The organism is Gordonia terrae (assembly GCF_001698225.1).
Taxonomy (GTDB): Bacteria; Actinomycetota; Actinomycetes; order Mycobacteriales; family Mycobacteriaceae; genus Gordonia; species Gordonia terrae.
Map to the genome: position 1 here is coordinate 1889678 of NZ_CP016594.1, position 22269 is coordinate 1911946.

The following is a 22269-nucleotide window of genomic DNA, read 5'->3' on the forward strand; positions in this document are numbered from 1 at the left end:
AAGCAGCAGGACCCTAGGTGGCAGGTTCGAGATTCGCGAAATGCTTGAGGGTGTCGGCCTCGATGGTCTTGTAGACCGTCGACGACGCCGGACCGGAGAAGGCGGTGACCACGCGCGAGGACGTGGGGAGTTCCAGTGCGAAGGTCCACTTGAGCCGGCATCCCACGTCGGCGGGCAGGATCTCGGTTGCCTCGCCGAACCGCCGAATGCCCGGGACGTTCGCCCGCAGAACCCGAAAACCGTTGCGGTAGTACCCGTTCTCCGCATCTTCGGTCCAGTCGAAGAAGTCTTCCTCGAGGGTCACGTAGCCGGGGCCGAGGACCGCCCGGCGCTGGGTACCCACCCCGTATGGCGGCGGAGACACGAACTCGATCTTCTTGATCGCGCGGCACCAGTCCAGCGTGTGCTGACGGGTGAACTCGGCCCACGCGCGTTCCGGCGTGACCGGCAGACGCACGTCGATGACGTGCCGGACCGGCGCATCGTCGAAGAAGTCGAGATCAAAGGACTCCAGCTCATGGGAACGTGCCATGGGTCACATTGAAGCACGTGGCCCTGACCGATGCCTCGGTCGTTCGGTTGCGACGAGCCCGCCGGGTCGGTCGAGCGTACCGACTGCAAAGATTCGTCTGTTCGGATGACACTGTGCGGCAACGGTTTTGTCGGACCCCGGTGCGACAGTGCGTGCAGATGCGGGACCGCTTCCCAGGTGCCGCACAGCAGAGAAGGACGATCGATGACCGACCCCCAGAATCCGAACCCCGCTCCCGGACCCGACCCGGGCCAGCAGCCGCCTTACGGCCAGCCGTACCAAGGGCAGCAGTACGGACAGCCGCCGCAGCCCGGGGCGCCGCAATACGGCGCTCCCCAATACGGCGCTCCCCAATACGGCACTCCTCAGTACGGCGCTCCGCAGTACGGTGCTCCACCGAAGCCGTACCCGAATCCACCTGCGAAGAAGAAGAAAAAGTGGCCCTGGATCCTGGGATCCATCGTGGTCTTGTTGATCATCATCCTCGCGGCGACCTCCGGCGGAGGGTCGGATGACACGGACAGCACCGCTGGTTCGGGTGCTTCCACCGCGACCGAGGCGGGTGAGCAGCGTGATTCGGGTGACGCGAACGGCGAGGACGCGGCGCCGGGCCTGAACACACCGGTACGCGACGGCAAGTTCGAGTTCGTGGTGACCGGCGTCGAACCCGGCTTGACGTCGGTGGGTGACAATCCGTACCTCACCGAGGAAGCCCAGGGGCAGTTCGTGATCGTCACCATGACTGTGAAGAACACGTCCGACCAGCCGCAGAGCTTCTCACCGACGGGACAGAAACTGCTCGACGCCGAGGATCGCAGCTTCGAGCCGGACACCTCGGCCCAGATCGCGCTCGGCGGGTCGGACATCCCCGTGTGGGACAACATCAATCCCGGAAATGCCGTGACCGTCAAGCTGGTCTACGACATGCCGGCAGGGGCGACACCGGCCTCCATCGAGCTCCATGACTCGATGTTCTCCGGTGGCGTGACGGTGGCTCTGTCCTAGTTGCGGGCGACGCGACCGGCGAACCTCAACTCGACTCCTGGACTTCGATCGAAGTCCATCAGTCGAGTTGAGGTCTGCCGGTCGACTACCGCGGATCAATAAGGCCTGCCGAGAAACTCATCCGAACGGATGACACTGTCTGGCAACGGTTTTGTCAGACCTCGATGTCAGTCTGTCTTCAGATGAGGTACCGCTTCCCAGGACCCGCACATCACGAAGGATCAGGACGATGACCGAAGCCGATAATGCCCGACCCCACCGTTCCTCCGGCGCAGCGCCGGCCGGAGCACGACCGCAAGTCCCAGACCGTGTGTGGCCGTTGTTCATCGCCGGCCTGGTCGCGGTGTGCGGAATTGCGTTGGCGCTCTTCCCGGGCGTTGTGCACAACGACACCGACACCGCGACTTTCGGTGATACGGCGGCGCAGGTGTACGGCGAACCCTCGACACCCGCGACGACGACAGATGCAGAATCGCTCGCGACGTGGGAGCAGTCGAGCGCAGTGGCGAAAGCCAAGGACTACCTGTCGCTCATGGCGTTCTCGAAGTCGGGTCTGATCGATCAGCTGGAGTACGAGGGGTTCTCGACGACCGACGCGACCTACGCGGTGACCGAGATCGAAGCCACGGGCGCCGTCGACTGGAACGCGCAGGCGGTGAAAAAGGCCCGCGACTATCGGTCGATGATGGCGTTCTCGCGGCAGGGCCTGATCGAGCAGCTCGAGTACGACGGCTTCACGCCGGCGCAGGCGGTCTACGGGGTCGACAACGCCTAGGGCTCACCGATGCCTGTCGGACGGCCGCGTCGCCGGCAAGTACAGCCCGAAGCACTGAGCCCGAAAACACGAAGCCCGGGACGACCATGTCGTCCCGGGCTCTGGTCCAGTGTCGATCAGCCGTGGTAGGGCTCCGCGCTGACCAGGGTCACCTTGATGGTGGCACCGCTGGGCACGGAGTACTCGCGGGTCTCGCCGACCTTGGCGTCGATGAGGGCGGCACCGAGCGGCGAGCTGGGGGAGTAGGTCTCCAGTCCGCCCTGGCCGCTCTCCTCGCGGGTGGCGATGAGGAAGGTCTCGGTGTCTTTCTCGTCACCGTCGTAGTAGACGGTCACGACGGAACCGGGCAGCGCGACGCCGGACTGGGTCGGCGCCTCGCCGACCTTCGCGTTGTTCAGCAGTTCCTGCAGCTGGCGGATGCGCGCTTCCTGCTGGCCCTGCTCTTCGCGAGCGGCGTGGTAGCCGCCGTTCTCCTTGAGGTCGCCCTCTTCGCGACGCTCGTTGATCTCGGCAGCGATGACCGGACGGTTGGCGATCAACGAGTCGAGCTCGCTCTTGAGGCGGTCGTGCGACTCTTGGGTCAGCCAGGTCACCTGGGTGTCGGTCATCGGTCACTCCTTTGTGTTGTCCGCGGCCCCGGGCGACCGTTTACACCAGGGGCATATGGACTGCTATAAATGCAGCAACACGACCCCTCGCGGAGCCGTGTATCCGATCAGAGTACCAGGTGCTGAGACCTATGGCACATCGGTTGTGCCGCGCGACGCCGCCCGGAGCGCGTCTTGATAGGTCGGTTCCGCCCGCTTCAGCCATCCCACAACGAAATACGTCAGCGGCATGATGACGATTTCGACGAGCGTCTTCCACACGAAACCGACGATCGTGTAGTTGATGAAGTCTCCCCAGGTCGAGATGCCCAGCGCGGTGGCCGCGATCGAGCAGAACACGAGGGTGTCGGCGAATTCGCCGACAATCGTCGAACCCAGCAGGCGCGCCCACAGATGACGTTCGCCGGCCCGTTCCTTCATTTTGACGAGAACGAAGGAATTGAGGAATTCGCCTACGACATATCCGGCCAATCCGGCGAGCAGGAATTGTGGGACGACTCCGGCGACCGTCTCGAAAGACTCCTGCCCCTCGTAGAAATCGGCAGCCGGCAGATGAATGGTGAGCCAGAAACACAACGACGCGAGGATGAGCACCGCGAAACCGGCGAGAATGGTCCGGCGCATCGCCCGGAACCCGTAGACCTCACTGATCACGTCGCCCAGGACGTAGGCCAGCGGGAACAGGAAGAAGGCGCCGTCGGTCACCAATCCGTTCATCTGGATCGGGCCCAGATCGATGTGGAGCCAGTCGTCGAACAGCACCACGCCCTTGGTCCCGGTGACGTTGCTGATCAGCATGACGCCGACGAAGAGCGCGACCAGGAGCGGGAAGTAGCGGCTGCCGATCGAGGCGAAGGCGGCGCGCGGCGCCTGCGATTCGTCGCGTCCGGCCAGGGGAGCGGTCACTGATCCGACGGTTTCAGGTAGGCGGGCACGTCGAGCGTGCAGCCGAACACCTCACCGATGACCGGCGGCTTCGACGTCGTGATCTCGGTGCGGACGCCGATGCGTTCCGCGGGGTCGGCGGGGATGAGGATCTCGCGCCGGCCGGTCTCGCCTCCGTCACGGGAACGTCCGCGCACCACACAGGCCGCGGGCCGGCTCGGGTCGGAGCGTTCGACGGTGAACTGCACGGCGACGGTCGAGTCGTCGAGGATTTCGTAGCCGGTGGCCTCGCCCGTCACGTCGGCCGAGGAGAACTTGCTGTAACCGATGACCGCGAGTGCGACACCCGCGACGACGACGAGAACCGACAGGGCGACGAACCAGCGCCGACGACCCCGGGCGGTCTCCGAATGCTCCGGGTAGGTGGCGCGCGGTCCGCTGTGCGGTCGTGTCGTGTCAGGCGTCGTGCGTGGTGCGTCACCGGCGTCTGCGGCGCCCCCGTCCGAACTGTTCACGCGTCAATACCTACCATGGGAGGAGTAGCGATCCGAAGGTGAGGAACTGTGACCGAATCCCACGTCGGCGACCCCAAGTCGGGGGTGTTCCGTCTGATGGCGGTGCATGCGCACCCAGACGACGAGTCGAGCAAGGGTGCGGCGACGACCGCGAAATATGCGGCCGAAGGCAACGAAGTGCTCGTGGTCACACTCACCGGCGGTGAGCGTGGCGACATCCTGAATCCGGCGATGGACCGGCCGGGCATCAAGGAGCGGATGACCGAGGTCCGCCGCGAGGAGATGGCGAAGGCCGCCGAGTCGCTCGGCGTCCGGCAGACGTGGCTCGGCTTCGTCGACTCCGGGCTGCCCGAGGGCGACCCGCTGCCGCCGCTGCCGGAGGGGTCGTTCGCGACGGTGCCCCTCGAGGAGGCCACCGAGGCGCTGGTGCGCGTGGTTCGCGAGTTCCGCCCGCACGTGATCATCACCTACGACGAGCACGGCGGCTATCCGCATCCCGACCACATCCGATGCCACGAGGTGTCGGTCGCCGCCTACGAGCAATCCGGCGATCCCGACGCATTCCCCGGGACCGGCGAGGCGTGGACGGTGTCGAAGCTCTACTACACCCACGGTTTCATCCGCGACCGGATGGTGCTCTTCTCCGACGAGTTCGCGCGACACGGCCAGGAGAGTCCGTTTGCCGAGTGGCTCAGCAAGTGGGACCCGAGTCGCGGCGACCTGATGGGCCGCGTCACCACCCAGGTCGAGTGCTCGAAGTACTTCCCGCAGCGTGACGACGCCCTGCGTGCGCACGCCACGCAGATCGACCCGAACGGGGTGTTCTTCGCGGTGCCGCTGGAATGGCAGCAGCGTCTGTGGCCGACCGAGGAGTTCGAGCTCGCCCGGACCCGGGTCAAGACCGCCTTGCCCGAGACCGACCTGTTCGCCGGGATCGAGGCGTGATGAACAGCACCGTCGTGAACACCGTGATGATTCTCGCGGAGGAGCCGCAGGGGCCGGAGTTCGGCAAGGCCTCACCGCTGGGCCTGCTCGTGATCCTGCTGCTGCTCGTCGGCACGGCGTTCCTCATCTGGTCGATGAGCCGACAGCTGAAGAAGCTGCCCGCCTCCTTCGACACCGAGCACCCCGAACCCGACCAGGCCTTCGACGAGGGCACCGACTCGCCCGGTCCGGCCGAGTCGGGCACCGCGACTCCGGATGTACCCGGCTCCCCGGATGCCACGACGGCCGCCGGCACCACCGACGACCGACGACCCGCCGACACCTGAGTCGAGGCGTACAAGTGGAGTCATGCGCATCTCCACCCTGATCGGGACGTCACTCGCGACCGCAGCCGCAGCGTTCATCGGCAGCGTGGTGACCAAGCCGGCGGTCGAGACCTGGTACCCGAAGCTGGCGAAGCCGTCGTTCGTGCCGCCCGACTGGGCCTTCCCGGTCGCATGGACCGCGCTCTATGCCGATATTGCCGTGACGTCCGCCGTCACGCTGGATCAACTGGACGAGAACGGCGAGCACACACAGCGGCAGAGGTATCTCGCGGCGCTCGGGGCCAACCTCGTGCTCAACGGCGGCTGGAGCTGGATCTACTTCGGCCGGGGTGCTCTCGGAACCGCGTCGGTCGCGGCGGCGGCGCTCACCGTGAGCGGTGCCGATCTCGCGCGGCGTACCGCACAGACCAACCCGGCGGCAGGTGCCGCGCTCGCGCCCTACCCGGCGTGGTGCGCATTCGCAACCGTGCTCTCGACGAGCACCTGGTGGCTCAACCGTGGCCGGCAGTCACCGGCGGTCTCGTAGGGTCGCGGCGAATCGTTCCATCGCCCAGTCGATCTCGGACTCGGTGACGACCAGCGGCGGCGCCAGCCGCAACGTCGACCCATGGGTGTCCTTCGCCAGCACACCGCGTTCGGAGAGCCGCCGGCAGAAGTCCTCACCGGTGCCGGTCGCGGGGTCGAGGTCGATGCCCGCCCACAGTCCGACACCGCGGACCGCCACCACACCGTCCCCGACGAAGTCGTGCAGCCGCCCGTGCAGGTGCTCACCGAGGTCGGCCGCCCGACGCTGCCACGTCCCTTCGGCGAGCATGTCGACGACGGTGTGACCGACGGCGGCGGCGAGCGGGTTGCCGCCGAAGGTCGATCCGTGTTCACCGGGGTGCAGGACGTCGAGAACGTTGCGGTCGGCCACCACCGCCGACACGGGCAGCAATCCGCCGCCCAGCGCCTTTCCCAGTAGGTAGACGTCGGGTTCGACGCCCCAGTGCTCCACCGCGAACGTCCGGCCGGTGCGGCCGAGGCCCGACTGGATCTCATCGACGATCAGCAGCGCGCCACGCTCGGTGCAGAGGGTCCGCGCGCCGGGAAGATAGTCATCGGGCGGGACGATGACGCCGGCCTCACCTTGGATGGGTTCGAGGAGGACGGCCACGGTGTTCTCGTCGACGGCGGCCTCCAGCGCGGCCAGATCGCCGAACGGGACGCGGACGAATCCCGGTGTGTACGGACCGAACCCGGCATAGGCAGCCGGATCGTCGCTGAACGAGATGATCGTCGTCGTGCGGCCGTGGAAGTTGCCGCCGGCCACGACGATCGTGGCACGGCCGTCGCGTACGCCCTTGACGTCGTAGCCCCATTTGCGGGCGACCTTGATGCCGGACTCCACCGCTTCGGCGCCGGTGTTCATCGGCAGGACCATGTCCTTGCCGCACAGGGAAGCCAGTGCGGCGCAGAACGGTTCGAGTCGATCGGACCGGAAAGCGCGGCTGGTGAGGGTGACCCGCGTGAGCTGATCCAGGGCCGCGGCGACGATGCGGGGATGGCGGTGACCGAAGTTGACCGCGGAATAGGCGCCGAGGCAGTCGAGGTGACGGCGCCCGTCGACATCGGTGATCCAGGCGCCCTCGGCGGTGGCGGCGATCACCGGCAGGGGCGAATAGTTGTGCGCTACATGGGGTTCGAGCAGATCAGTGAGGGCCGGACGGGCGACCGGGACAGGCGCGCCGGAACGTCCGGGCGTACCGGCTGCCGGGCTCGTCATGGTCATGGATCGAGCGTATCTTTGGGCTTCGGTGCAAACAATCGACGTTTCTTGCGTGATCGCGCAACGGATCGTCGAGAATTGTTGGCAGAGGAGGCTTCTGTTGCGATTATTAGACGATCTCGACGAACAGGTACTCGCCTGCCTCACCCGTGATGCCCGGGCCACCTACCAGCAGATCGGGGAGCGGATCGGACTGTCCGCTCCCGCCGTCAAACGGCGCGTCGACCGACTGGTTGCCGACGGGGTCATCCGGGGTTTCACCGCCGTCGTCGACCCCCAGGCGATGCAGTGGACCACCGAGGCCTACGTGCTCGTGTACTGCCGGGGCAACATCTCGCCCGAACAGCTCGAAGCCGCCTGGGACCCCATCCCCGAGGTCGTGAGCGCCGCGACCGTGACCGGTCAGGCCGATGCCATCCTGCGCGTCATGGCCCGCGACGTACGGCACCTCGAGCAGGCGCTCGAACGCATCCGGCGGGCGGGCCCGGTGGATCGGTCGGAGTCCATCCTCGTGCTCAGCGAGCTGATCGACCGGGGACACCCGTGAGACCGGGAACGTGAAACGCCTGTGCTAGTGTGGTCGCCGTGATCAGCACCGTGCGCGCGTATTGGCGCTTTATCGAGGCTCCGGGTGGGGCCACGATGATGCGTTGATCTGACGCGCGTACGACACACCCGGAGCCCGAGCAGCGACCAGACGGTCGCTGCTCTTGTCATTTGAGCGGGGCTCCGACCACACCCAGGGCATGCCTCGTCACCACATCGACACGGGCATGACCTCGAAAGGCACACAACGTGACCACCTTGCCGGACCTCCCGATCCGATCCGACGACAACGCCGAATCGACCTCCGACCGCCGGATCCGGGCCTTCCGTCCGATCCCCTCGCCCGACACCGTCCGCAGCGAACTGCCGCTGTCCGCACGACGCGCCGTCGCCGTCCAGCGCGACCGGGACGAGATCGCCGACATCCTCGCCGGGCGGGACGACCGCCTGCTCGTCATCGTCGGACCCTGCTCTGTCCACGACCCGATCGCGGCCATCGACTACGCACGACGCCTCGCGCCGCTGGCCGATGCCTACGCCGAGCGTCTGAAGATCGTCATGCGCGTCTACTTCGAGAAGCCGCGCACCACGATCGGGTGGAAGGGCCTGATCAACGACCCCGGGATGGACAACACCTTCGACGTCGAGCGTGGTCTGCGCACCGCCCGGTCGCTGCTGCTCGACATCATCGACCTCGGTCTGCCCGTCGGCTGCGAGTTCCTCGAGCCGACCAGCCCGCAGTACATCGCCGACGCGGTGGCGTGGGGTGCCATCGGCGCCCGTACCACCGAGTCCCAGGTCCATCGTCAGCTGGCGTCGGGGCTGTCGATGCCGATCGGATTCAAGAACGGCACCGACGGCAATGTCCAGGTCGCCATCGACGGCGTGAAAGCCGCTGCGGCCGAACATGTCTTCTTCGGAGTCGACGACTTCGGCAATGGCGCCGTGGTGGAGACCGCGGGCAATGAGGACTGCCACATCATCCTGCGCGGCGGCACGCGTGGCCCCAACTTCGACGCGGAGTCGGTGTCGGCGGCGGCCGAGGCGCTCGCCGCGGCCGGGTTGCCGGCGCGGGTCATGATCGACTGCTCGCACGCCAACTCCGGCAAGGATCATGTCCGCCAGGCGGAGGTCGCCACCGAGATCGCCACCCGCCTCCGGGCGGCCCGCGAGGCCGGTGAGCCGTCGACCGTCAGCGGCGTCATGCTGGAGAGCTTCCTCGAGCCCGGCGCGCAGTCGACCGAGGCCACCCCGCTGGTCTACGGCAAGTCCGTCACCGACAAGTGCATGGGCTGGGAGGCCAGCGCTCAGGTGCTGGCGGCGCTGGCGCGGGGCTGATCCCCGAGAGGACCGGGGGTCAGACCACGTCGACCTCGGGGGTCGAGTCCGGGATCGTGATCAGTGCTCGACGCGCAAGCGTGCCGCGTGGCGACCGTACGGACGGCGCCACGCGGAACTCGGCCTCCCACCGGTCGGCGTGAATCCGATTCAGCAGGTAGCCGCGCTGTGAGTTGCCGAACCGGACGTGGGGCGAGGCCTCCTTCAGGCGGCGGTCGCCGTCGTCGCTGTCCTCTCCGTCGCCGCCGGAGGTGATCGACGTTGCGGCCAGTTCCACTCCGCGCGTGGCGGATTCAGCGGTGTACGAGGTACGGAGGTCGGCGACCACGCTGCGGTGGATGTCGCCGGCGAGGGACACCAGATTGCGTACCCCACGGTCCGCGGCGCCGTCGAGCACGCGGGCGCGCGAGGCCTCGTAGCCACTCCACCCGTCCATGCTGACCGCTCGGGTCGAGCCGACGGTCCGGGCGAGGTCGGCCATCGGAACCTGCTGGGCGAGAACGTCCCAGCGGTGTCGGGAGGACGCGAAACCGTCGAGCAACCATCGTTCCTGCTCGGCGCCGAGGATCGTCCGAGACGGGTCCGCGGTGGACGCGTTCTGACCGGTGTCGTTGTCTCCGTTGGCCTGATCGCTGCGATGACTGCGGGTGTCGAGGAGGGTGAGGTCGACGAGATCACCGAAACCCAGCCGCCGGTGCGCACGGATGACGGTTCCGTTCGGCCGGGCGGCGATCCGCACCGGGGTGTTCTCCCACCAGGCGCGCAGGGCGCGTGCGCGGCGCAGCGCGAACGCGGTCAGCGGTGCGTGGTCCTCGGGAACCGCACCCGCCCAGTTGTTGTCCACCTCGTGGTCGTCGAAGGTGATCACGAACGGTGCCGTCGCGTGGGCGAGTTGCAGGTCCGGGTCGGACTTGTACAGTGCGTACCGTTCCCGGTAGTCCTCGAGGTCGACTGCCTCCCGGGTCGCCGAGAGCGGAAGAGCGGCAGCGTTTCTCGCGCCGCCCCGCGCGGGGATCGGCTTCTCGTAGATGTAGTCGCCGAGGTGCAGGACGACATCGGGCGCGTGGGCGGCGAGGTCGGCGTAGGCGTGGTAGTAGCCGTCGGCCCAGTTCTGGCAGGACGCCACGGCCAGCGTGAGCGTGTCGACGCGTGCGTACGGGGCAGGCGCCGTCCGGGTTCGCCCGACGGTGGAGATCTCGCCGAGGGCGCGGAACCGGTAGAAGTAGTCGGCGGCGGGCGCGAGTCCGCGGACGTCGACGTGCACGCTGTGCCCCCATTCCGGTGTCGCGTGCACGGATCCGCGACGCACGATCCGGGTCATCGACTCGTCGGCGGCGACCTCCCAGTCGACCCGGACCGGTCCCGTCCCCATCCCGCCGCCCGGGGCGAAAGGGTTGCGCGACAAGCGCGTCCACAGCAGAACACCGTCGGGGAGCGGATCCCCGGACGCGACGCCGAGGCCGAACACGCCGCCGGAATGGGCCGGAGCGGGTACAGCCGGTGACGTGCCGCCGAGCAGACCCGGGGTGAACGCCAGGCCTGTCACGAGCGCCGACCAGCCGAGGAATCGACGTCGCGATGTGCCCATGGGCACACCCGACCAGGACCACCTGACCTCGATTCCACCTGCAGGCGGCGGGGACATGATGGGGAGGTGAAGTCTGCGACCCCCCGGTGAGTCCCCGCCGACCAGGCGCAGCGCTACGTCGAGGAGGCGGATCGGCCGCGGCGCTCGCGTAGTCCGAGCGCGACGTCGACCGCGAGGAAGGCGAGAAGGCTGAGTCCGAGCAGCGGCACGAACCAGCCCACCGCGGCCGCCACCACACCGACCGCGACGGCCGCGGGCACGGGCACCCGGCGCAGCGCGCCACGAGCCGGGGGGCGGCCCACGGCGAGCGCCCCGGAGCGTCGTGGCCGTCGTTGCCACCACATCTGGTAGCCGCGCACGATGAGCATCACCAGCGCAACCGCCAGCACCAGGAGTGCGAGCTGGCTCACCCAGCCGAACAGGATTCCCATGTGCAGGGCGATGCCCCAGGTGGTGAGTTTCGCGGCGAGCGGCCAGTCGGCGAACCGCGAGATGTCCACGACCCCACCGGTCGCACCGTTCACCGCGATCGAGTCCTGGCCGAACTGCCAAGGTTGCCTGGTCTGCGCGACGGTGAACGCCGTGTCCGCGGTGGCGGGAATGGTCACCTCGACCCTGCCGTCCACTCCCGCGACCCGCGCGGTGTCCAGGACGCGGTCGAGTTGCGCCACCGACTCACCGGACGAGCTCGGCAGATCCGGCACCTGACCCTCGTGTGCGCCATGGTCCCCATGGCCGCCGTCGTGGTCCCCGTGGCCGGCGGGCGCCGACGGCGCCTCCGACAATGCGGTCTCGACGCCGGGCGTCGTCCAGCTCAGGGCGGTGCGGAGTTCGGAGACGTTCTCGCCCGCGTACTTCGACCACGTGAGGCCGGTCGCGGACAGGAAGACGAGCCCCACCGCGATCCACACGCCGATGACCCCGTGGCGGTTCCGGGTGCGGTTGCGTCCGGTCGCCGACCGGTCGACGGTGACCAGCTCGGCGAGCCGTCGCTGCCGCCGAGCTCGGAATGCCGTGAGCCACAGGGCGAGACCGCCGAGGGCGATGACCCACAGCCAGGAGGCGGCGAGTTCGCTGTAGATGCGGCCCGGTTCGCCGAGATGGAGATTGCGGTGCAGCTCGCTGAGCCAGGTGCGCAGCGGCAACGACGCGCTGCTGCCGTAGGACACCAACTCGCCGGTCGACTCGAGCGTCACCGGGTCGATGAACACCGCCAGGCGCTTGGACGCCCCGAGCGCCGGGTCGTCGAAGAGGACGCGGGTGGTGTCGCCGGGCTCGGTCGACGGACGGACTGCGGACAGCGTGAGGTCGGGACGGAGCCGGACCGCCGCATCGACCTGTTCGGACACCGGGCGGGCATCGCCGGTGCTCTCGGTGTGGAGCTGGTCGCGGTAGACGACCTGCTCGAGTGTCGGCGCGATCGCGTAGAGCCCGCCGGTGATGGCCGCGACGACCAGGAACGGCGCGATGAAGATGCCGGCGTAGAAGTGCAGTCGTCGGAGCAACGGTTGCCAGGTGGCAGGTGGGGACCGGCGGGCGCGGGGATCGCCGTCCGGTGGGGTGCCGGGCGGGTTCTCGGGTGGATTGTCGGAACGAGACAGGTTGGGCAGGGACACGTGTTGGCCTCTCATGCGGAAGACGGCACGCGGCATCGACCACGGTCAGGTGGGATGGCAGACGCGCACCGACCGGCCCGTCGGGGTGACGGGTCGGCGGAGGAATGGATCAGCGCGTGAGGGCGGGCGGTCCGCGGGTGTCGAGGGCGGCGATGGCGCGCAGACGGGGCCGCGCGTCGTCGTGTGTCGGGCGGGGGACGAGCCCGGTGACATCGTCGGCGGGCGGATCGAGAACGGCCCGGATGAGCGCGACGATCGCGGTCAGGACGCACAGGAGCGCCGGCTCGGCGACCCGGATCGCGGCCGCGGTCAGCAGTGTCGCGACCCCGTGCACCAGCAGCATCGACTGGCTGGGGGCGTGCGTGAGCGCCGCCGCGGCGGCGTGGTGGCCCGACGAGGCGTCGAGCGCGGTGAGGGAGATGTGCGCGAGCAGTTGCCCGGCGGCGAGGAGCCCCATCGTGGCGACAAACCCCGGACGTCGCCGGGACATCGCGCCGATCGCCCAGCCGAGCGCGGTACAGGCGGCGGTCATGATCACGAGTGACGTCGTGGCGGGCAGGGAACCGGCCGCGAGTCCGTGTGCGGCCACCGCCGTACTCGCCGACAGCGCGCCGACGACCCCACCGCGGAGGCGGTGGAGGGCGCGCATGTCCGGGTTCACGCAAGGAGCATAGCGGCGGTGATCTCGCCCCGACTGCGGGCGGTCACCGAAAAGGCAGGTCAGCCCAGCACGAGGAGCCACGCGGCGACGTAGTGCAACAGGGCCGCGATCGCGGTGCAGGCGTGGAACACCTCGTGATGGCCGAAGGTGTCCGGCCATGGATCGGGCCAGCGCGCCGCGTAGAGGATGCCGCCGACACTGTAGAAGACGCCTCCGAGCGCCAGCAGCACCATGACGAGCACGCCGGTCTCGCTCACGAGTGCCGGGGCGACGGCCACGATCACCCAGCCGAGCACGATATAGAGGCTCACCCCGAGCCAGCGCGGCGCGCCGGGCCACGCGATCTTGAGGGTCGCACCGGCCGCGGCGCCCGCCCAGACGATGCCGAGTACCCACCAGCTGGTCGGTGAGGGCAGGCCCAGCGCGCAGAACGGTGTGTACGTGCCGGCGATGAACAGGAAGATCATCGCGTGATCGGCGCGCTTCATGCGGGTCCGGGCACGTGCGGTCTTCCACGGGATCCGGTGGTAGCCCGCACTGATCGCGAAGAGTCCGAGCACGGTGACCGCATAGACGGCGCACGGCACGACGGCGACGGGATCGCCGACCGTGGCCGCGCCGATGACCAGGGCGAGGCCGGCGACCGCTGCCACGTAGGCCGAGTAGTGGTGGATGACTCCGCGCAGGCGTGGGCGGACGTCGACCGGTTGGTTCAGCAACGTGCTCACCGAACCTACGGTACCGTAACTTGACGCATCGGCGGCACGTCGGCGGCTCCGCACCGGCACGCAGGGCCGCACCGCCGGTGGCCGGCGAGATGCGTCTCGGCGCGTAAGGTGTCCTGCGTGACACGAGGCCGAGACGACGCCGGAACGATCCGACGATGAAGCTGCTGCCGGATCGGCTTCGACGCCCCGTCCTCTCGGTCTACGAACGCCGGCTCATCCAGCTCCTCGACACCGAGCGCCTGCCGCGGCATGTCGCGATCATCTGCGACGGCAACCGGAGGTGGGCGCGCGAAGCGGGTTTCGAGGACGTCAGCCACGGACACCGGGTGGGCGCACAGCGGATCGCGGACATGCTCGGCTGGTGTGCCGGGCTGGGTATCGAGGCCGTCACCATCTATTTGCTCTCGACCGAGAACCTCAACCGATCCTCCGACGAGCTGGACGCGCTCCTCGAGATCGTGCCGGACATCGTCGACGAGATCTCCTCGCCCGACGGCGAGTGGCGCATCCGCATCGTCGGCACCCTGGACTCACTGCCCGAGCCGGTGGCCGGGCGATTGCGGGCGGCCGCCGACCGGACCGCCGAACGGCGCGGGATGAACGTCAATGTCGCTGTCGGGTACGGCGGACGGCAGGAGATCGTGGACGCGGTTCGCGCGCTGCTCGAGGAAAAGGTGGCCGCCGGGGCGACTGCGACCGAGATGGTGGACGCGGTGACCGTGGAGGCGATCGACGCCAACCTCTACACCAAGGGTCAGCCCGACCCCGACCTCGTGATCCGTACGTCCGGAGAGCAGCGGTTGTCGGGATTCCTGTTGTGGCAGAGCGCCTATTCGGAGATCTGGTTCACCGACGCCTATTGGCCGGAGTTCCGCCGGGTGGACTTCTTGCGCGCCCTGCGCGACTATTCCGCGCGGAGTCGGCGGTTCGGCAAGTAGCCCCTCCGGTGTCGACCCGTACCGGGGTCAGTGTGCGATGGAGTCGGCCAGCAACCCGGTCAGCGCGCGGAGATCGCTGCTGAAGGTCGACGCCGCGGGAGTCCCGAAGCCGACACCTATCCCACCGGTGGGGAGCGGATCGGCGTCGGGATGCCGGAACAGGGACTGCCCGGTCACCGCGACCCCACGTTCGTAGGCCCGATGTACTATCGCCCCTTCCTCGGCGTGCGCGACCGGGATGAGCGCGTGCAGGCCCGCGGCGACGCCGGGCACTTCCAGACCGACGCCGGCCAGGGCTGTCACCAGCGCGTCACGCCGGGTGCGGTAGGCCTGACGGCTGCGGCGGATGTGCCGGTCGTAGGCGCCCGAGCCGATCAGCTCGGCCAGCGTCAGCTGATCGACGATACTTGCGTCGGCTTCGCGGAATCCCTTGCCGCCCAGGATCGGTGCGACCGGATGTGCGGGAGCGGCCAGCCACCCGGCGCGGACGGCCGGCGACAGGCTCTTGCTCAGCGAACCGGTGTGGATGACGACGTCGGGTCCGAGGGCCTGCAGGGCGCCAACAGGTTCGCGGTCGTAGCGGAACTCGCCGTCGTAGTCGTCTTCGACGATGACGGCGCCGGTCCGTCGCGCCCAGTCGACGACCTGCATGCGCCGGGCCGGGGAGAGGGCGACACCGGTGGGGAACTGGTGGCTGGGGGTCAGCAGCACCGCGGCCGCGCCGGTGTGTTCGAGCTCGTCGATCACCATGCCGTCGGAGTCGATCCGCACCGGCACGACCCGGGCCCCGCCGCGCTCCAAGGCGTGCCGGTGGAACGGCAGTCCGTGGCTCTCCACCGCGATGACGCCGTCGATCACCGTGCGCGCCAACAACTCCAGCGCGGAGAGGACCGAGGTGCCGAGGATGATCTGGTCCGGGCCGATGCGGACCCCCCGTGTGCGGGCCAGGTAACCGGTGAGCGCGCTCCGCAGCTCGGTGCGACCGCGGGGATGAGCCGGGCCGAAGGCCTCGTCCGAGGTGTCGGTGAGGGCGCGACGGGTGGCGCGGATCCAGTCGTTGCGGGGGAACATGCCGGCACACGGCCGTCCGAGCGAGAAGTCGTGGCGGAGTGCGGGCACAACGGTGGAGGCGCCGGGATCGTCGACGGCCGGTGGACGTGCGGCGCCGTCGGCGACCCGGGTGGCCGATCCCTGCCGAGCGGTCAGCCATCCCTCCGCGATGAGTTCGGAGTACACCGCCGACACGGTGCCGCGCGCCAGGCCGAGGTCCGCGGCGAGGGACCGGTAGGGCGGCAGGGCGGTTCCCGCGGGTAGCCGATTCTCGAGGATCGCCGAGCGCAGGGCCTCGGTGAGGGCCCGGCGCCGGGTGGCGCCCCGTCCGCGGGCACCGGCGGCGGGATCGGGCTGCAGGTCCAGGAAGAGGTCCGCGCCGAGCCGCTCGGCGACTTCGGCCCACGGATCGGGGAGCGTCGAATTGACCCGTTTTTCTGCCATCGGATTGGACCACTTTCTTGAGCTAATCGCGGCCTAGCCTAAACCCAGAACATCCAGTTGTCCGTCCTTGAGGAGGAACGAGATGAAGATCGTGATCGTGGGAGCCAGCGGCGCGCTGGGCAGTCGGGTCGCCGACCTGCTCGTCGAGCGCGGGCACGAGGTGGTGCGTGCCCACCGCGCGAGCGGCGTCGACGCCTACACCGGAAGCGGTCTGGCGGCGGCGTTCGACGGAGCCGACGCCGTCGTCGACTGCCTCAGTCTCCAGACGTTGAAGGCCGCGGCCGCGATCGACTTCTTCGAGACCACGGCGACCCACATCGGGCGCGCCGCCACCTCCGCGGGCGTCGCACACGTCGTCGTGGTGTCGATCGCCAACGCCGACGATCCCACGGTGAATGCCAAATTCGGTTATTACCAAGGGAAGGCGGCGCAGGAAGCGGCGTATGCGAAGGTCGTGGACCCCGCCGCGCTCACCATCGTCGCCTCGGTGCAGTGGTTCGAACTCGCCGAGCAGATGATGTCCACGATGCGACTCGGCCCGATCGCCGCGGTGCCCCGGATGCGGTGTGCGCCGGCGGCTGTGGCCGACGTGGCGGTGGCGGTCGCCGACGAGGCGACGGTGATTCCGGCCGAAAAGCGGGGTCCGTCGGGCGGGCGGAAGGTCGAGGTGAGCGGACCGGTGACCATGGACCTGGTCGATGTCGCGAAAGCGGTTGCCGCGCAGACCGGCTCGCCGCGCTGGGTACTGGGCGTGCGGTTCGGCGGGCCGGCGATCCGGGGCGGCGGGCTGGTGCCCGCCCATCCGGATGTGGTCACCACGACGACGCTCGACGGGTGGCTGGCGGGTCGCGAGCGCGCCGGGGCGGGGGGCCGACGGTGAGCGCCGACACCCGGCCGCCGACGAGAATGTGGATGCCGCAGGACAATTCGTCGGTCTACAAGGCTCTGGTCGCACTGCAACGGGCGGCGTCGGCCGGCGTCGACCCGGTGATCGCCGAACTCATCGTGATCCGCGCGTCGCAGCTGAACGGGTGTGCATACTGTCTGCACATGCACACCTCCGACGCCCTGGCCAAGGACATCGATCCGCACAAACTGATGCTGATCGCCGCGTGGCGCGAGGCCGGCCCGGCGTTCACGCCGGCCGAGCGGGCCGCGCTCGCCCTCACCGAGAGCGTCACGCGGATCGGGGAGAACGGCGTACCCGACGACGTGTTCGATTCGGTGCGCGCGCATTTCGACGCCGCCGAGATGGGTCAGCTGGTCGCCTCGATCGTGATGATCAACGCCTGGAACCGCATCGCACTCGCCGGCGGCTACCCGGCCGGACTCGACGAACGCCGAGCCGCATCATCGGTCAGAGCTTCCGCAGGCGCACCCGGTTGATCGAGTGGTCGTAGTCCTTGCGCAACACCAGTGACGCCCGCGGCCGGGTGGGCAGGATGTTCTCGATCAGGTTCGGGCGGTTGATCGAGGTCCACAGATCCCGTGCCGCGGCCGTCGCCTGGTTGTCGGTCAGCGACGCGTACGCGTGGAAGTGCGAGTCCGGGTTGGCGAACGACGTCGTCCGCATCTGCAGGAAACGCGAGATGTACCAGGACTCGATGTCGTCGATCTTGGCGTCGACATAGATGGAGAAGTCGAAGAGGTCCGACACCATCAGCGTCTCGCCGGTCTGCAGCACGTTGAGGCCCTCGAGGATGAGGATGTCGGGCTGGCGCACATAGTGATAGACGTCGGGCACGATGTCGTAGGCGAGGTGGGAGTACACCGGCGCGGCGACCTCGCGCGCACCCGACTTCACCTCGGTGACGAAGCGGAGCAGCGCCCGGCGATCGTAGGACTCGGGGAACCCCTTGCGGTGCAGTATGCCCCGGCGCTGCATCTCGGCGGTGCGGAGCAGGAATCCGTCGGTGGTGACCAGGTCGACCTTCGGATGCGACTCCCAGCGGGCGAGCAGGGCGGCGAGAACGCGTGCGGTCGTCGACTTCCCGACCGCGACGCTGCCGGCGATCCCGATGACGAAGGGCACCTGACGATTTGTCTGTCGCTCGCCGAGGAAGGTGGAGGTCGCCGCGAACAACCGTTGCCGCGCAGCGACTTGCAGGTGGATCAGACGGGACAGGGGCAGATAGACGTCGGCCACCTCGTCAAGGTCGATCTGCTCACCGAGGCCGACGAGCTCGGCCAGTTCGTCCTCGTTGAGGACCAGGGGCATGGACTCACGCAGTTCACGCCACTGCCTCCGGTCGAGCTCCAGGTACAGACTCGGATCCCGATCGGTGGCGTTGCGGGCCATCAGGGCAGCTCCGCCGATGTCGGATCCGCCGCTCCCGGAGTGATCATGCGTACAGCTTAGGGCGACGTGTGACGGCCCCGATCGGTAGCCTGCCGATATGCCGTCCTCGCCCGTCGCCGACGCCACCCGCGCCCGAAACCCGCTGGTGACCGAATACCTCCGACTCGGACTCGCCTTCGATCGCCTCGAACGGGGCTTCGTCGACGCCTACACCGGCGATCCCGCACTGCGAGCGGAGGTCGAGAACGGGCCCGTTCCCGATCCCGTCCGGCTCGCCGAACGTGCGCGCGGTCTGCTCGACGACCTGCCCGGTGCACTCGATGCGGCGCGCGCCGAATTCGTCGGTGCGCACCTTCGCGCGCTGGAGTGCTCGGCCCGGAAGTTCGCCGGCGACGACGTCGGGTTCGTCGACGAGGTCCGGGCCTACTTCGACGTCGACATCGAGATGGCCGACCCGGACCGCTACCGCCAGGCACATTCCGAGCTCGCGGAGGCGCTCGGCGTCCCGGGCGCCACAGGCGAGGAACTCCGCAGCGCCTATGCCGCGCACCGGCGTACCGACGAGGTCCCGCCGGAGCGGGTGGACGAATGCGTCCGCGCGTTCAGCGGCGCCCTCCGCGAACGGGTTCGATCGACATACCCGTTGCCGGACAACGAGATCGTCGAGTTCGAGGTCGTCACCGACAAGCCGTGGTCGGGGTTCAACTACTACCTCGGGGACTACCGCTCGCGCGTGGCCATCAACGCCGACCTCACGCAGTACATGTCCTCCCTGCCGGCCCTCATCGCGCACGAGGCCTACCCCGGGCACCACACCGAACACTGCCGCAAGGAGCAACTCCTCCTCGGCGCCGGACACGACGAGCAGTCGATCTTCCTGGTCAACACGCCGCAGTGCCTGATGGCCGAGGGCCTCGCCGATCACGCCCTCGCCGCGATCGCCGGCACCGACTGGGGCGCGTGGGCGCAGGAGATCTACGCCGACCTCGGCCTCCGCTTCGACGCCGAGCGCGCCATGCGCGTCGGACGTGCCACGGCTGGGCTCCTGTCCGTCCGGCAGGACGCCGCACTCATGCTGCACGACCGCCATGCCGACGCCGACACGGTCACCGAACACCTCCGCCGCTGGCTCCTCGCTCCCGAGGAACGGGCCCGGCAGATGCTGCGCTTCCTCACCTCACCGCTGTGGCGCGCGTACATCAGCACCTACGTCGAGGGTTATCGGTTGCTCGGGCAGTGGCTCGACACCGCTGACGACCGCGCCGCCGCCTTCGGACGCCTGCTCGACGAGCCACTCATCCCGGCGAGTCTGCGGCGGGAACTGGCACACCCTTCGTGACGTCCCTCCGCAGGCTCCGGGACTCCTCAGGGAGCGGGCGGGGAGTCTGCGGCGCGAACTCGAGTGGTCACTCGGCCCGCTCGCTTCGCTCCCGGCGCCTGGTACCTAGAATCGGGGCATGACCGCGAACCCGTCATCCGTGAACTCGATGTCCCTGGCCGAGCTCGACCCCGATGTCGCCGCCGCCATGAACGGCGAACTCAGCCGCCAGCGCGACACCCTCGAGATGATCGCCTCGGAGAACTTCGTGCCGCGCGCGGTCCTGCAGGCGCAGGGCAGCGTGCTCACCAACAAGTACGCCGAGGGATATCCGGGACGCCGCTACTACGGCGGCTGCGAGTACGTCGACGTCGTCGAGGACATCGCACGCAACCGGGCGAAGGAACTGTTCGGCGCCGACTTCGCGAACGTGCAGCCACACTCGGGTGCCCAGGCCAACGCCGCGGTGCTGCAGGCGCTCATGGAGCCGGGGGAGACCATGCTCGGTCTCGACCTCGCCCACGGCGGTCACCTCACCCACGGCATGCGCCTGAACTTCTCCGGCAAGCTCTACGAGAACGCCTTCTACGGCGTCAGCAAAGAGGATTTCCGCATCGATATGGACGAGGTGCGCAAGATCGCCCTCGACGTGAAGCCGAAGGTCATCGTGGCCGGCTGGTCGGCCTACCCCCGGACGCTCGACTTCGAGGCGTTCCGGTCCATCGCCGACGAGGTCGGCGCCCACCTCTGGGTCGACATGGCGCACTTCGCCGGCCTCGTCGCCGCCGGAATCCACCCGTCGCCGGTGCCGCACGCCGACGTCGTGTCCTCGACCGTGCACAAGACGCTCGGCGGTCCTCGTTCGGGAATCATCCTGGCCAAGCAGGAGTGGGCCAAGAAGCTGAACTCCGCGGTCTTCCCCGGGCAGCAGGGCGGTCCGCTCATGCATGCCATCGCGGGCAAGGCCGTCGCCCTGAAGATCGCCGCCACCGAGGAATTCGCCGAGCGCCAGCGCCGCACCCTGTCCGGTGCCCGGGCTCTCGCCGAGCGACTCACGGGCTCCGACGTCGCCAAGGCCGGGGTCTCGGTGCTCACCGGTGGTACCGACGTCCACCTCGTCCTGGTCGACCTGCGCGACAGCGCGCTCGACGGCCAGCAGGCCGAGGACCTGCTCCACCAGGTTGGTATCACCGTCAACCGCAACGCGGTGCCCTTCGATCCGCGTCCGCCCATGGTCACCTCGGGCCTGCGTATCGGTACTCCCGCGCTGGCCACGCGCGGCTTCGGCGACGAGCAGTTCACCGAGGTCGCCGACATCATCGCGACCGCGCTCGCCGCCGGTGAGTCCGCCGACGTCACCGCCCTGCGCGGGCGTGTGTCCAAGCTCGCGCTCGACTTCCCGCTCTACGAAGGTCTCGAGGAGTGGGGCCTCATGAGCCGGATCTGACCTCGATTGCCCGGCCGGGCATCGCGTCAGTATCCTTTCACCGATGAACGCCCTCACTGAAGACGACCTGATCATCGCACTCGAGAAGGCTCTTCCCGAGATCGCGGAAGACCACCAGTCGGCTGCGAGCCCCTGGAATCCGCACGACTGGGTGCCGTGGGACGACGGACGCAACTTCGGGTTCCTCGGCGGTTCGGACTTCGACCCGTCGGAGGCCTTCCTGTCCGACGAGGCGCGCGCCGGGCTCCTCGCGCTCCTGCTGACCAAGGACAACCTGCCGTCGTATCACCGGGTGCTGGCCAAGCACTTCCCGGCGTTCTCCGACTGGCGGCAGCTCGTGGGCGTGTGGACCGCCGAGGACAACCGGCACGCCATCGTGCTGCGCGACTACCTCGTCGTCCGGCGCGCCATCGATCCGGTGGACGCCGAGGAGCGTCGCCGCATCCACGTCACGCAGGGGTACCGGCAGATCCCGGAGCAGGTCGACCCGCTCGGCCCGCTCGACGTGCTCGCGCTGATGGCCGTGCACGAGAACCAGTGCGTGCACTTCATCAAGCGAATGACTGCGGTTGCCGGCGACGAGGCACTCGTCGAGATCCTGACGAAGATCGCCAATGACGACCAGGGGCAGGCAACCACCTTCGGCGCGTTCCTCAACGCCGGGATCATCGCCGACCAGGACGCCACCGTCCTCGCCATCGACAGCGCGCTGGCCCTCGACGAGCCCATCGGCCACGACATCGCCGATTTCGACACCGAGCGCGCTCTCATCGCCGACTACGAGGACGATGACGTGAAGGCGGCCATCGCCGCGGCACTGGCCGACGCGGTCAAGCTCGACACCGTCTCGGGACTCGGCACGGAGGCGGAGGCCGCGCGCACCCGCATCCTCGCGCGCGCCGGCCGCTGACTCCTCGGCCCACCGCGACGGCATCGT

The 22269-nt window shown here is 68.8% G+C and carries 24 protein-coding genes; 13 read left to right on the forward strand and 11 right to left on the reverse strand.

Annotated features, from left to right (window positions below; all coding sequences use genetic code 11):
• Nucleotides 1-13: 13 nt before the first annotated feature.
• Entirely contained in the window at nt 14-532 is a 519-nt protein-coding gene (locus BCM27_RS08560) for an SRPBCC family protein (RefSeq protein WP_004020942.1), read from the reverse strand.
• Nucleotides 533-736: 204 nt separating this feature from the next.
• Here BCM27_RS08560 and BCM27_RS08565 point away from each other — a divergent pair, with 204 nt between their 5' ends.
• Both BCM27_RS08565 and BCM27_RS08570 read left to right on the forward strand, forming a co-directional pair.
• Nucleotides 737-1537, forward strand: a complete 801-nt coding sequence (locus tag BCM27_RS08565) for a DUF4352 domain-containing protein (RefSeq protein ID WP_004020943.1) — start codon at nt 737-739, stop codon at nt 1535-1537.
• A 229-nt stretch (nt 1538-1766) separates the two neighbouring features.
• Complete coding sequence (locus BCM27_RS08570) at nt 1767-2312, forward strand: Ltp family lipoprotein (RefSeq protein ID WP_004020944.1); 546 nt, start codon at nt 1767-1769, stop codon at nt 2310-2312.
• Between the two features lie 116 nt (nt 2313-2428).
• Here BCM27_RS08570 and greA read toward each other — a convergent pair whose 3' ends face one another.
• The 3 genes from greA to BCM27_RS08585 all read right to left on the reverse strand — a co-directional run bounded on the left by greA (nt 2429) and on the right by BCM27_RS08585 (nt 4320).
• Nucleotides 2429-2920 (reverse strand): transcription elongation factor GreA, encoded by a 492-nt coding sequence (gene greA / locus BCM27_RS08575; protein WP_004020945.1) that lies wholly within the window; start codon nt 2918-2920, stop codon nt 2429-2431.
• Nucleotides 2921-3049: 129 nt separating this feature from the next.
• A complete protein-coding gene (locus BCM27_RS08580; RefSeq protein WP_004020946.1) occupies nt 3050-3826 on the reverse strand; it encodes a queuosine precursor transporter in 777 nt (258 codons plus the stop codon).
• A complete protein-coding gene (locus BCM27_RS08585) occupies nt 3823-4320 on the reverse strand; it encodes a DUF4307 domain-containing protein (protein WP_033203629.1) in 498 nt (165 codons plus the stop codon). The genes BCM27_RS08580 and BCM27_RS08585 overlap by 4 nt, the downstream gene beginning before the upstream one ends.
• A 48-nt stretch (nt 4321-4368) precedes the next feature.
• On the opposite strand from BCM27_RS08585, the gene mca reads away from it, so the two are divergent.
• The 3 genes from mca to BCM27_RS08600 are packed head-to-tail and all read left to right on the forward strand — an operon-like array spanning nt 4369 to nt 6117.
• A complete protein-coding gene (gene mca / locus BCM27_RS08590) occupies nt 4369-5265 on the forward strand; it encodes a mycothiol conjugate amidase Mca (RefSeq protein WP_004019380.1) in 897 nt (298 codons plus the stop codon).
• A complete protein-coding gene (locus BCM27_RS08595) occupies nt 5265-5591 on the forward strand; it encodes a hypothetical protein (protein WP_004019379.1) in 327 nt (108 codons plus the stop codon). Before mca ends, BCM27_RS08595 begins: the two co-directional genes overlap by 1 nt.
• A 22-nt stretch (nt 5592-5613) precedes the next feature.
• Entirely contained in the window at nt 5614-6117 is a 504-nt protein-coding gene (locus BCM27_RS08600) for a TspO/MBR family protein (protein WP_004019378.1), read from the forward strand.
• Here BCM27_RS08600 and rocD read toward each other — a convergent pair.
• Entirely contained in the window at nt 6100-7362 is a 1263-nt protein-coding gene (gene rocD / locus BCM27_RS08605; protein WP_004019377.1) for an ornithine--oxo-acid transaminase, read from the reverse strand. The two genes, BCM27_RS08600 and rocD, sit on opposite strands and share 18 nt — an antisense overlap.
• A 97-nt stretch (nt 7363-7459) precedes the next feature.
• On the opposite strand from rocD, the gene BCM27_RS08610 reads away from it, so the two are divergent.
• Both BCM27_RS08610 and BCM27_RS08615 read left to right on the forward strand, forming a co-directional pair.
• Entirely contained in the window at nt 7460-7906 is a 447-nt protein-coding gene (locus BCM27_RS08610; protein WP_004019376.1) for an Lrp/AsnC family transcriptional regulator, read from the forward strand.
• 248 nt (nt 7907-8154) lie between these two features.
• Nucleotides 8155-9243: a 3-deoxy-7-phosphoheptulonate synthase gene (locus tag BCM27_RS08615; protein ID WP_004019374.1), complete on the forward strand. Its 1089-nt coding sequence runs from the start codon at nt 8155-8157 to the stop codon at nt 9241-9243.
• 19 nt (nt 9244-9262) lie between these two features.
• Here the strand turns inward: BCM27_RS08615 and BCM27_RS08620 are convergent, their stop codons facing one another.
• From BCM27_RS08620 to trhA, 4 genes are all read right to left on the reverse strand, one after another.
• Nucleotides 9263-10831 carry an alkaline phosphatase D family protein gene (locus tag BCM27_RS08620; RefSeq protein ID WP_004019372.1) on the reverse strand — a complete coding sequence of 523 codons (1569 nt, stop codon included), beginning with the start codon at nt 10829-10831 and terminating at the stop codon, nt 9263-9265.
• A 113-nt stretch (nt 10832-10944) separates the two neighbouring features.
• On the reverse strand, nt 10945-12462 hold the full coding sequence (locus BCM27_RS08625; protein ID WP_081486969.1) for a PepSY-associated TM helix domain-containing protein: 1518 nt from the start codon (nt 12460-12462) through the stop codon (nt 10945-10947).
• A gap of 94 nt (nt 12463-12556) precedes the next feature.
• Nucleotides 12557-13108, reverse strand: coding sequence for a hypothetical protein (locus BCM27_RS08630; RefSeq protein ID WP_239400599.1), 552 nt, complete (start codon nt 13106-13108; stop codon nt 12557-12559).
• Between the two features lie 59 nt (nt 13109-13167).
• Entirely contained in the window at nt 13168-13836 is a 669-nt protein-coding gene (gene trhA / locus BCM27_RS08635) for a PAQR family membrane homeostasis protein TrhA (protein WP_004019368.1), read from the reverse strand.
• Nucleotides 13837-13991: 155 nt separating this feature from the next.
• Here trhA and BCM27_RS08640 point away from each other — a divergent pair, with 155 nt between their 5' ends.
• The gene (locus BCM27_RS08640) at nt 13992-14774 is read left to right on the forward strand and encodes an isoprenyl transferase (protein WP_004019366.1); all 783 of its coding nucleotides are present in this window, start codon (nt 13992-13994) and stop codon (nt 14772-14774) included.
• Nucleotides 14775-14801: 27 nt separating this feature from the next.
• On the opposite strand, the gene pdxR is transcribed toward BCM27_RS08640, so the two are convergent.
• Nucleotides 14802-16268: a MocR-like pyridoxine biosynthesis transcription factor PdxR gene (pdxR, locus tag BCM27_RS08645; RefSeq protein ID WP_004019364.1), complete on the reverse strand. Its 1467-nt coding sequence runs from the start codon at nt 16266-16268 to the stop codon at nt 14802-14804.
• An 82-nt stretch (nt 16269-16350) separates the two neighbouring features.
• Between pdxR and BCM27_RS08650 the strand changes: the two genes are divergently transcribed.
• Nucleotides 16351-17148, forward strand: coding sequence for an SDR family oxidoreductase (locus tag BCM27_RS08650; RefSeq protein WP_004019363.1), 798 nt, complete (start codon nt 16351-16353; stop codon nt 17146-17148).
• A gap of 26 nt (nt 17149-17174) precedes the next feature.
• Nucleotides 17175-17654 (forward strand): carboxymuconolactone decarboxylase family protein, encoded by a 480-nt coding sequence (locus tag BCM27_RS08655; protein ID WP_033203623.1) that lies wholly within the window; start codon nt 17175-17177, stop codon nt 17652-17654.
• Here BCM27_RS08655 and coaA read toward each other — a convergent pair.
• On the reverse strand, nt 17626-18567 hold the full coding sequence (gene coaA / locus BCM27_RS08660) for a type I pantothenate kinase (RefSeq protein ID WP_004019361.1): 942 nt from the start codon (nt 18565-18567) through the stop codon (nt 17626-17628). The genes BCM27_RS08655 and coaA overlap by 29 nt on opposite strands.
• Nucleotides 18568-18664: 97 nt before the next feature.
• Here coaA and BCM27_RS08665 point away from each other — a divergent pair, with 97 nt between their 5' ends.
• The 3 genes from BCM27_RS08665 to BCM27_RS08675 all read left to right on the forward strand — a co-directional run bounded on the left by BCM27_RS08665 (nt 18665) and on the right by BCM27_RS08675 (nt 22242).
• On the forward strand, nt 18665-19906 hold the full coding sequence (locus BCM27_RS08665; protein WP_004019360.1) for a hypothetical protein: 1242 nt from the start codon (nt 18665-18667) through the stop codon (nt 19904-19906).
• Nucleotides 19907-20024: 118 nt separating this feature from the next.
• The gene (glyA, locus tag BCM27_RS08670; RefSeq protein WP_033203620.1) at nt 20025-21332 is read left to right on the forward strand and encodes a serine hydroxymethyltransferase; all 1308 of its coding nucleotides are present in this window, start codon (nt 20025-20027) and stop codon (nt 21330-21332) included.
• Nucleotides 21333-21375: 43 nt separating this feature from the next.
• Entirely contained in the window at nt 21376-22242 is an 867-nt protein-coding gene (locus BCM27_RS08675) for an acyl-ACP desaturase (RefSeq protein ID WP_004019358.1), read from the forward strand.
• Nucleotides 22243-22269 lie beyond the last annotated feature (27 nt).

Excerpts from the sequence above, each read along its gene's own strand:
- BCM27_RS08640 (WP_004019366.1), top strand. The coding sequence starts at position 13,992 with ATGAAGCTGCTGCCGGATCGGCTTCGACGCCCCGTCCTCTCGGTCTAC.
- glyA (WP_033203620.1), top strand. The coding sequence starts at position 20,025 with ATGACCGCGAACCCGTCATCCGTGAACTCGATGTCCCTGGCCGAGCTC.
- BCM27_RS08560 (WP_004020942.1), bottom strand. The coding sequence starts at position 532 with ATGGCACGTTCCCATGAGCTGGAGTCCTTTGATCTCGACTTCTTCGAC.
- greA (WP_004020945.1), bottom strand. The coding sequence starts at position 2,920 with ATGACCGACACCCAGGTGACCTGGCTGACCCAAGAGTCGCACGACCGC.
- BCM27_RS08625 (WP_081486969.1), bottom strand. The coding sequence starts at position 12,462 with ATGAGAGGCCAACACGTGTCCCTGCCCAACCTGTCTCGTTCCGACAAT.
- coaA (WP_004019361.1), bottom strand. The coding sequence starts at position 18,567 with ATGGCCCGCAACGCCACCGATCGGGATCCGAGTCTGTACCTGGAGCTC.
- BCM27_RS08665 (WP_004019360.1), top strand. The coding sequence starts at position 18,665 with ATGCCGTCCTCGCCCGTCGCCGACGCCACCCGCGCCCGAAACCCGCTG.
- BCM27_RS08595 (WP_004019379.1), top strand. The coding sequence starts at position 5,265 with ATGAACAGCACCGTCGTGAACACCGTGATGATTCTCGCGGAGGAGCCG.
- BCM27_RS08565 (WP_004020943.1), top strand. The coding sequence starts at position 737 with ATGACCGACCCCCAGAATCCGAACCCCGCTCCCGGACCCGACCCGGGC.
- BCM27_RS08675 (WP_004019358.1), top strand. The coding sequence starts at position 21,376 with ATGAACGCCCTCACTGAAGACGACCTGATCATCGCACTCGAGAAGGCT.
- rocD (WP_004019377.1), bottom strand. The coding sequence starts at position 7,362 with ATGACCATGACGAGCCCGGCAGCCGGTACGCCCGGACGTTCCGGCGCG.
- BCM27_RS08600 (WP_004019378.1), top strand. The coding sequence starts at position 5,614 with ATGCGCATCTCCACCCTGATCGGGACGTCACTCGCGACCGCAGCCGCA.
- pdxR (WP_004019364.1), bottom strand. The coding sequence starts at position 16,268 with ATGGCAGAAAAACGGGTCAATTCGACGCTCCCCGATCCGTGGGCCGAA.
- BCM27_RS08570 (WP_004020944.1), top strand. The coding sequence starts at position 1,767 with ATGACCGAAGCCGATAATGCCCGACCCCACCGTTCCTCCGGCGCAGCG.
- BCM27_RS08620 (WP_004019372.1), bottom strand. The coding sequence starts at position 10,831 with ATGGGCACATCGCGACGTCGATTCCTCGGCTGGTCGGCGCTCGTGACA.
- BCM27_RS08655 (WP_033203623.1), top strand. The coding sequence starts at position 17,175 with ATGTGGATGCCGCAGGACAATTCGTCGGTCTACAAGGCTCTGGTCGCA.
- BCM27_RS08650 (WP_004019363.1), top strand. The coding sequence starts at position 16,351 with ATGAAGATCGTGATCGTGGGAGCCAGCGGCGCGCTGGGCAGTCGGGTC.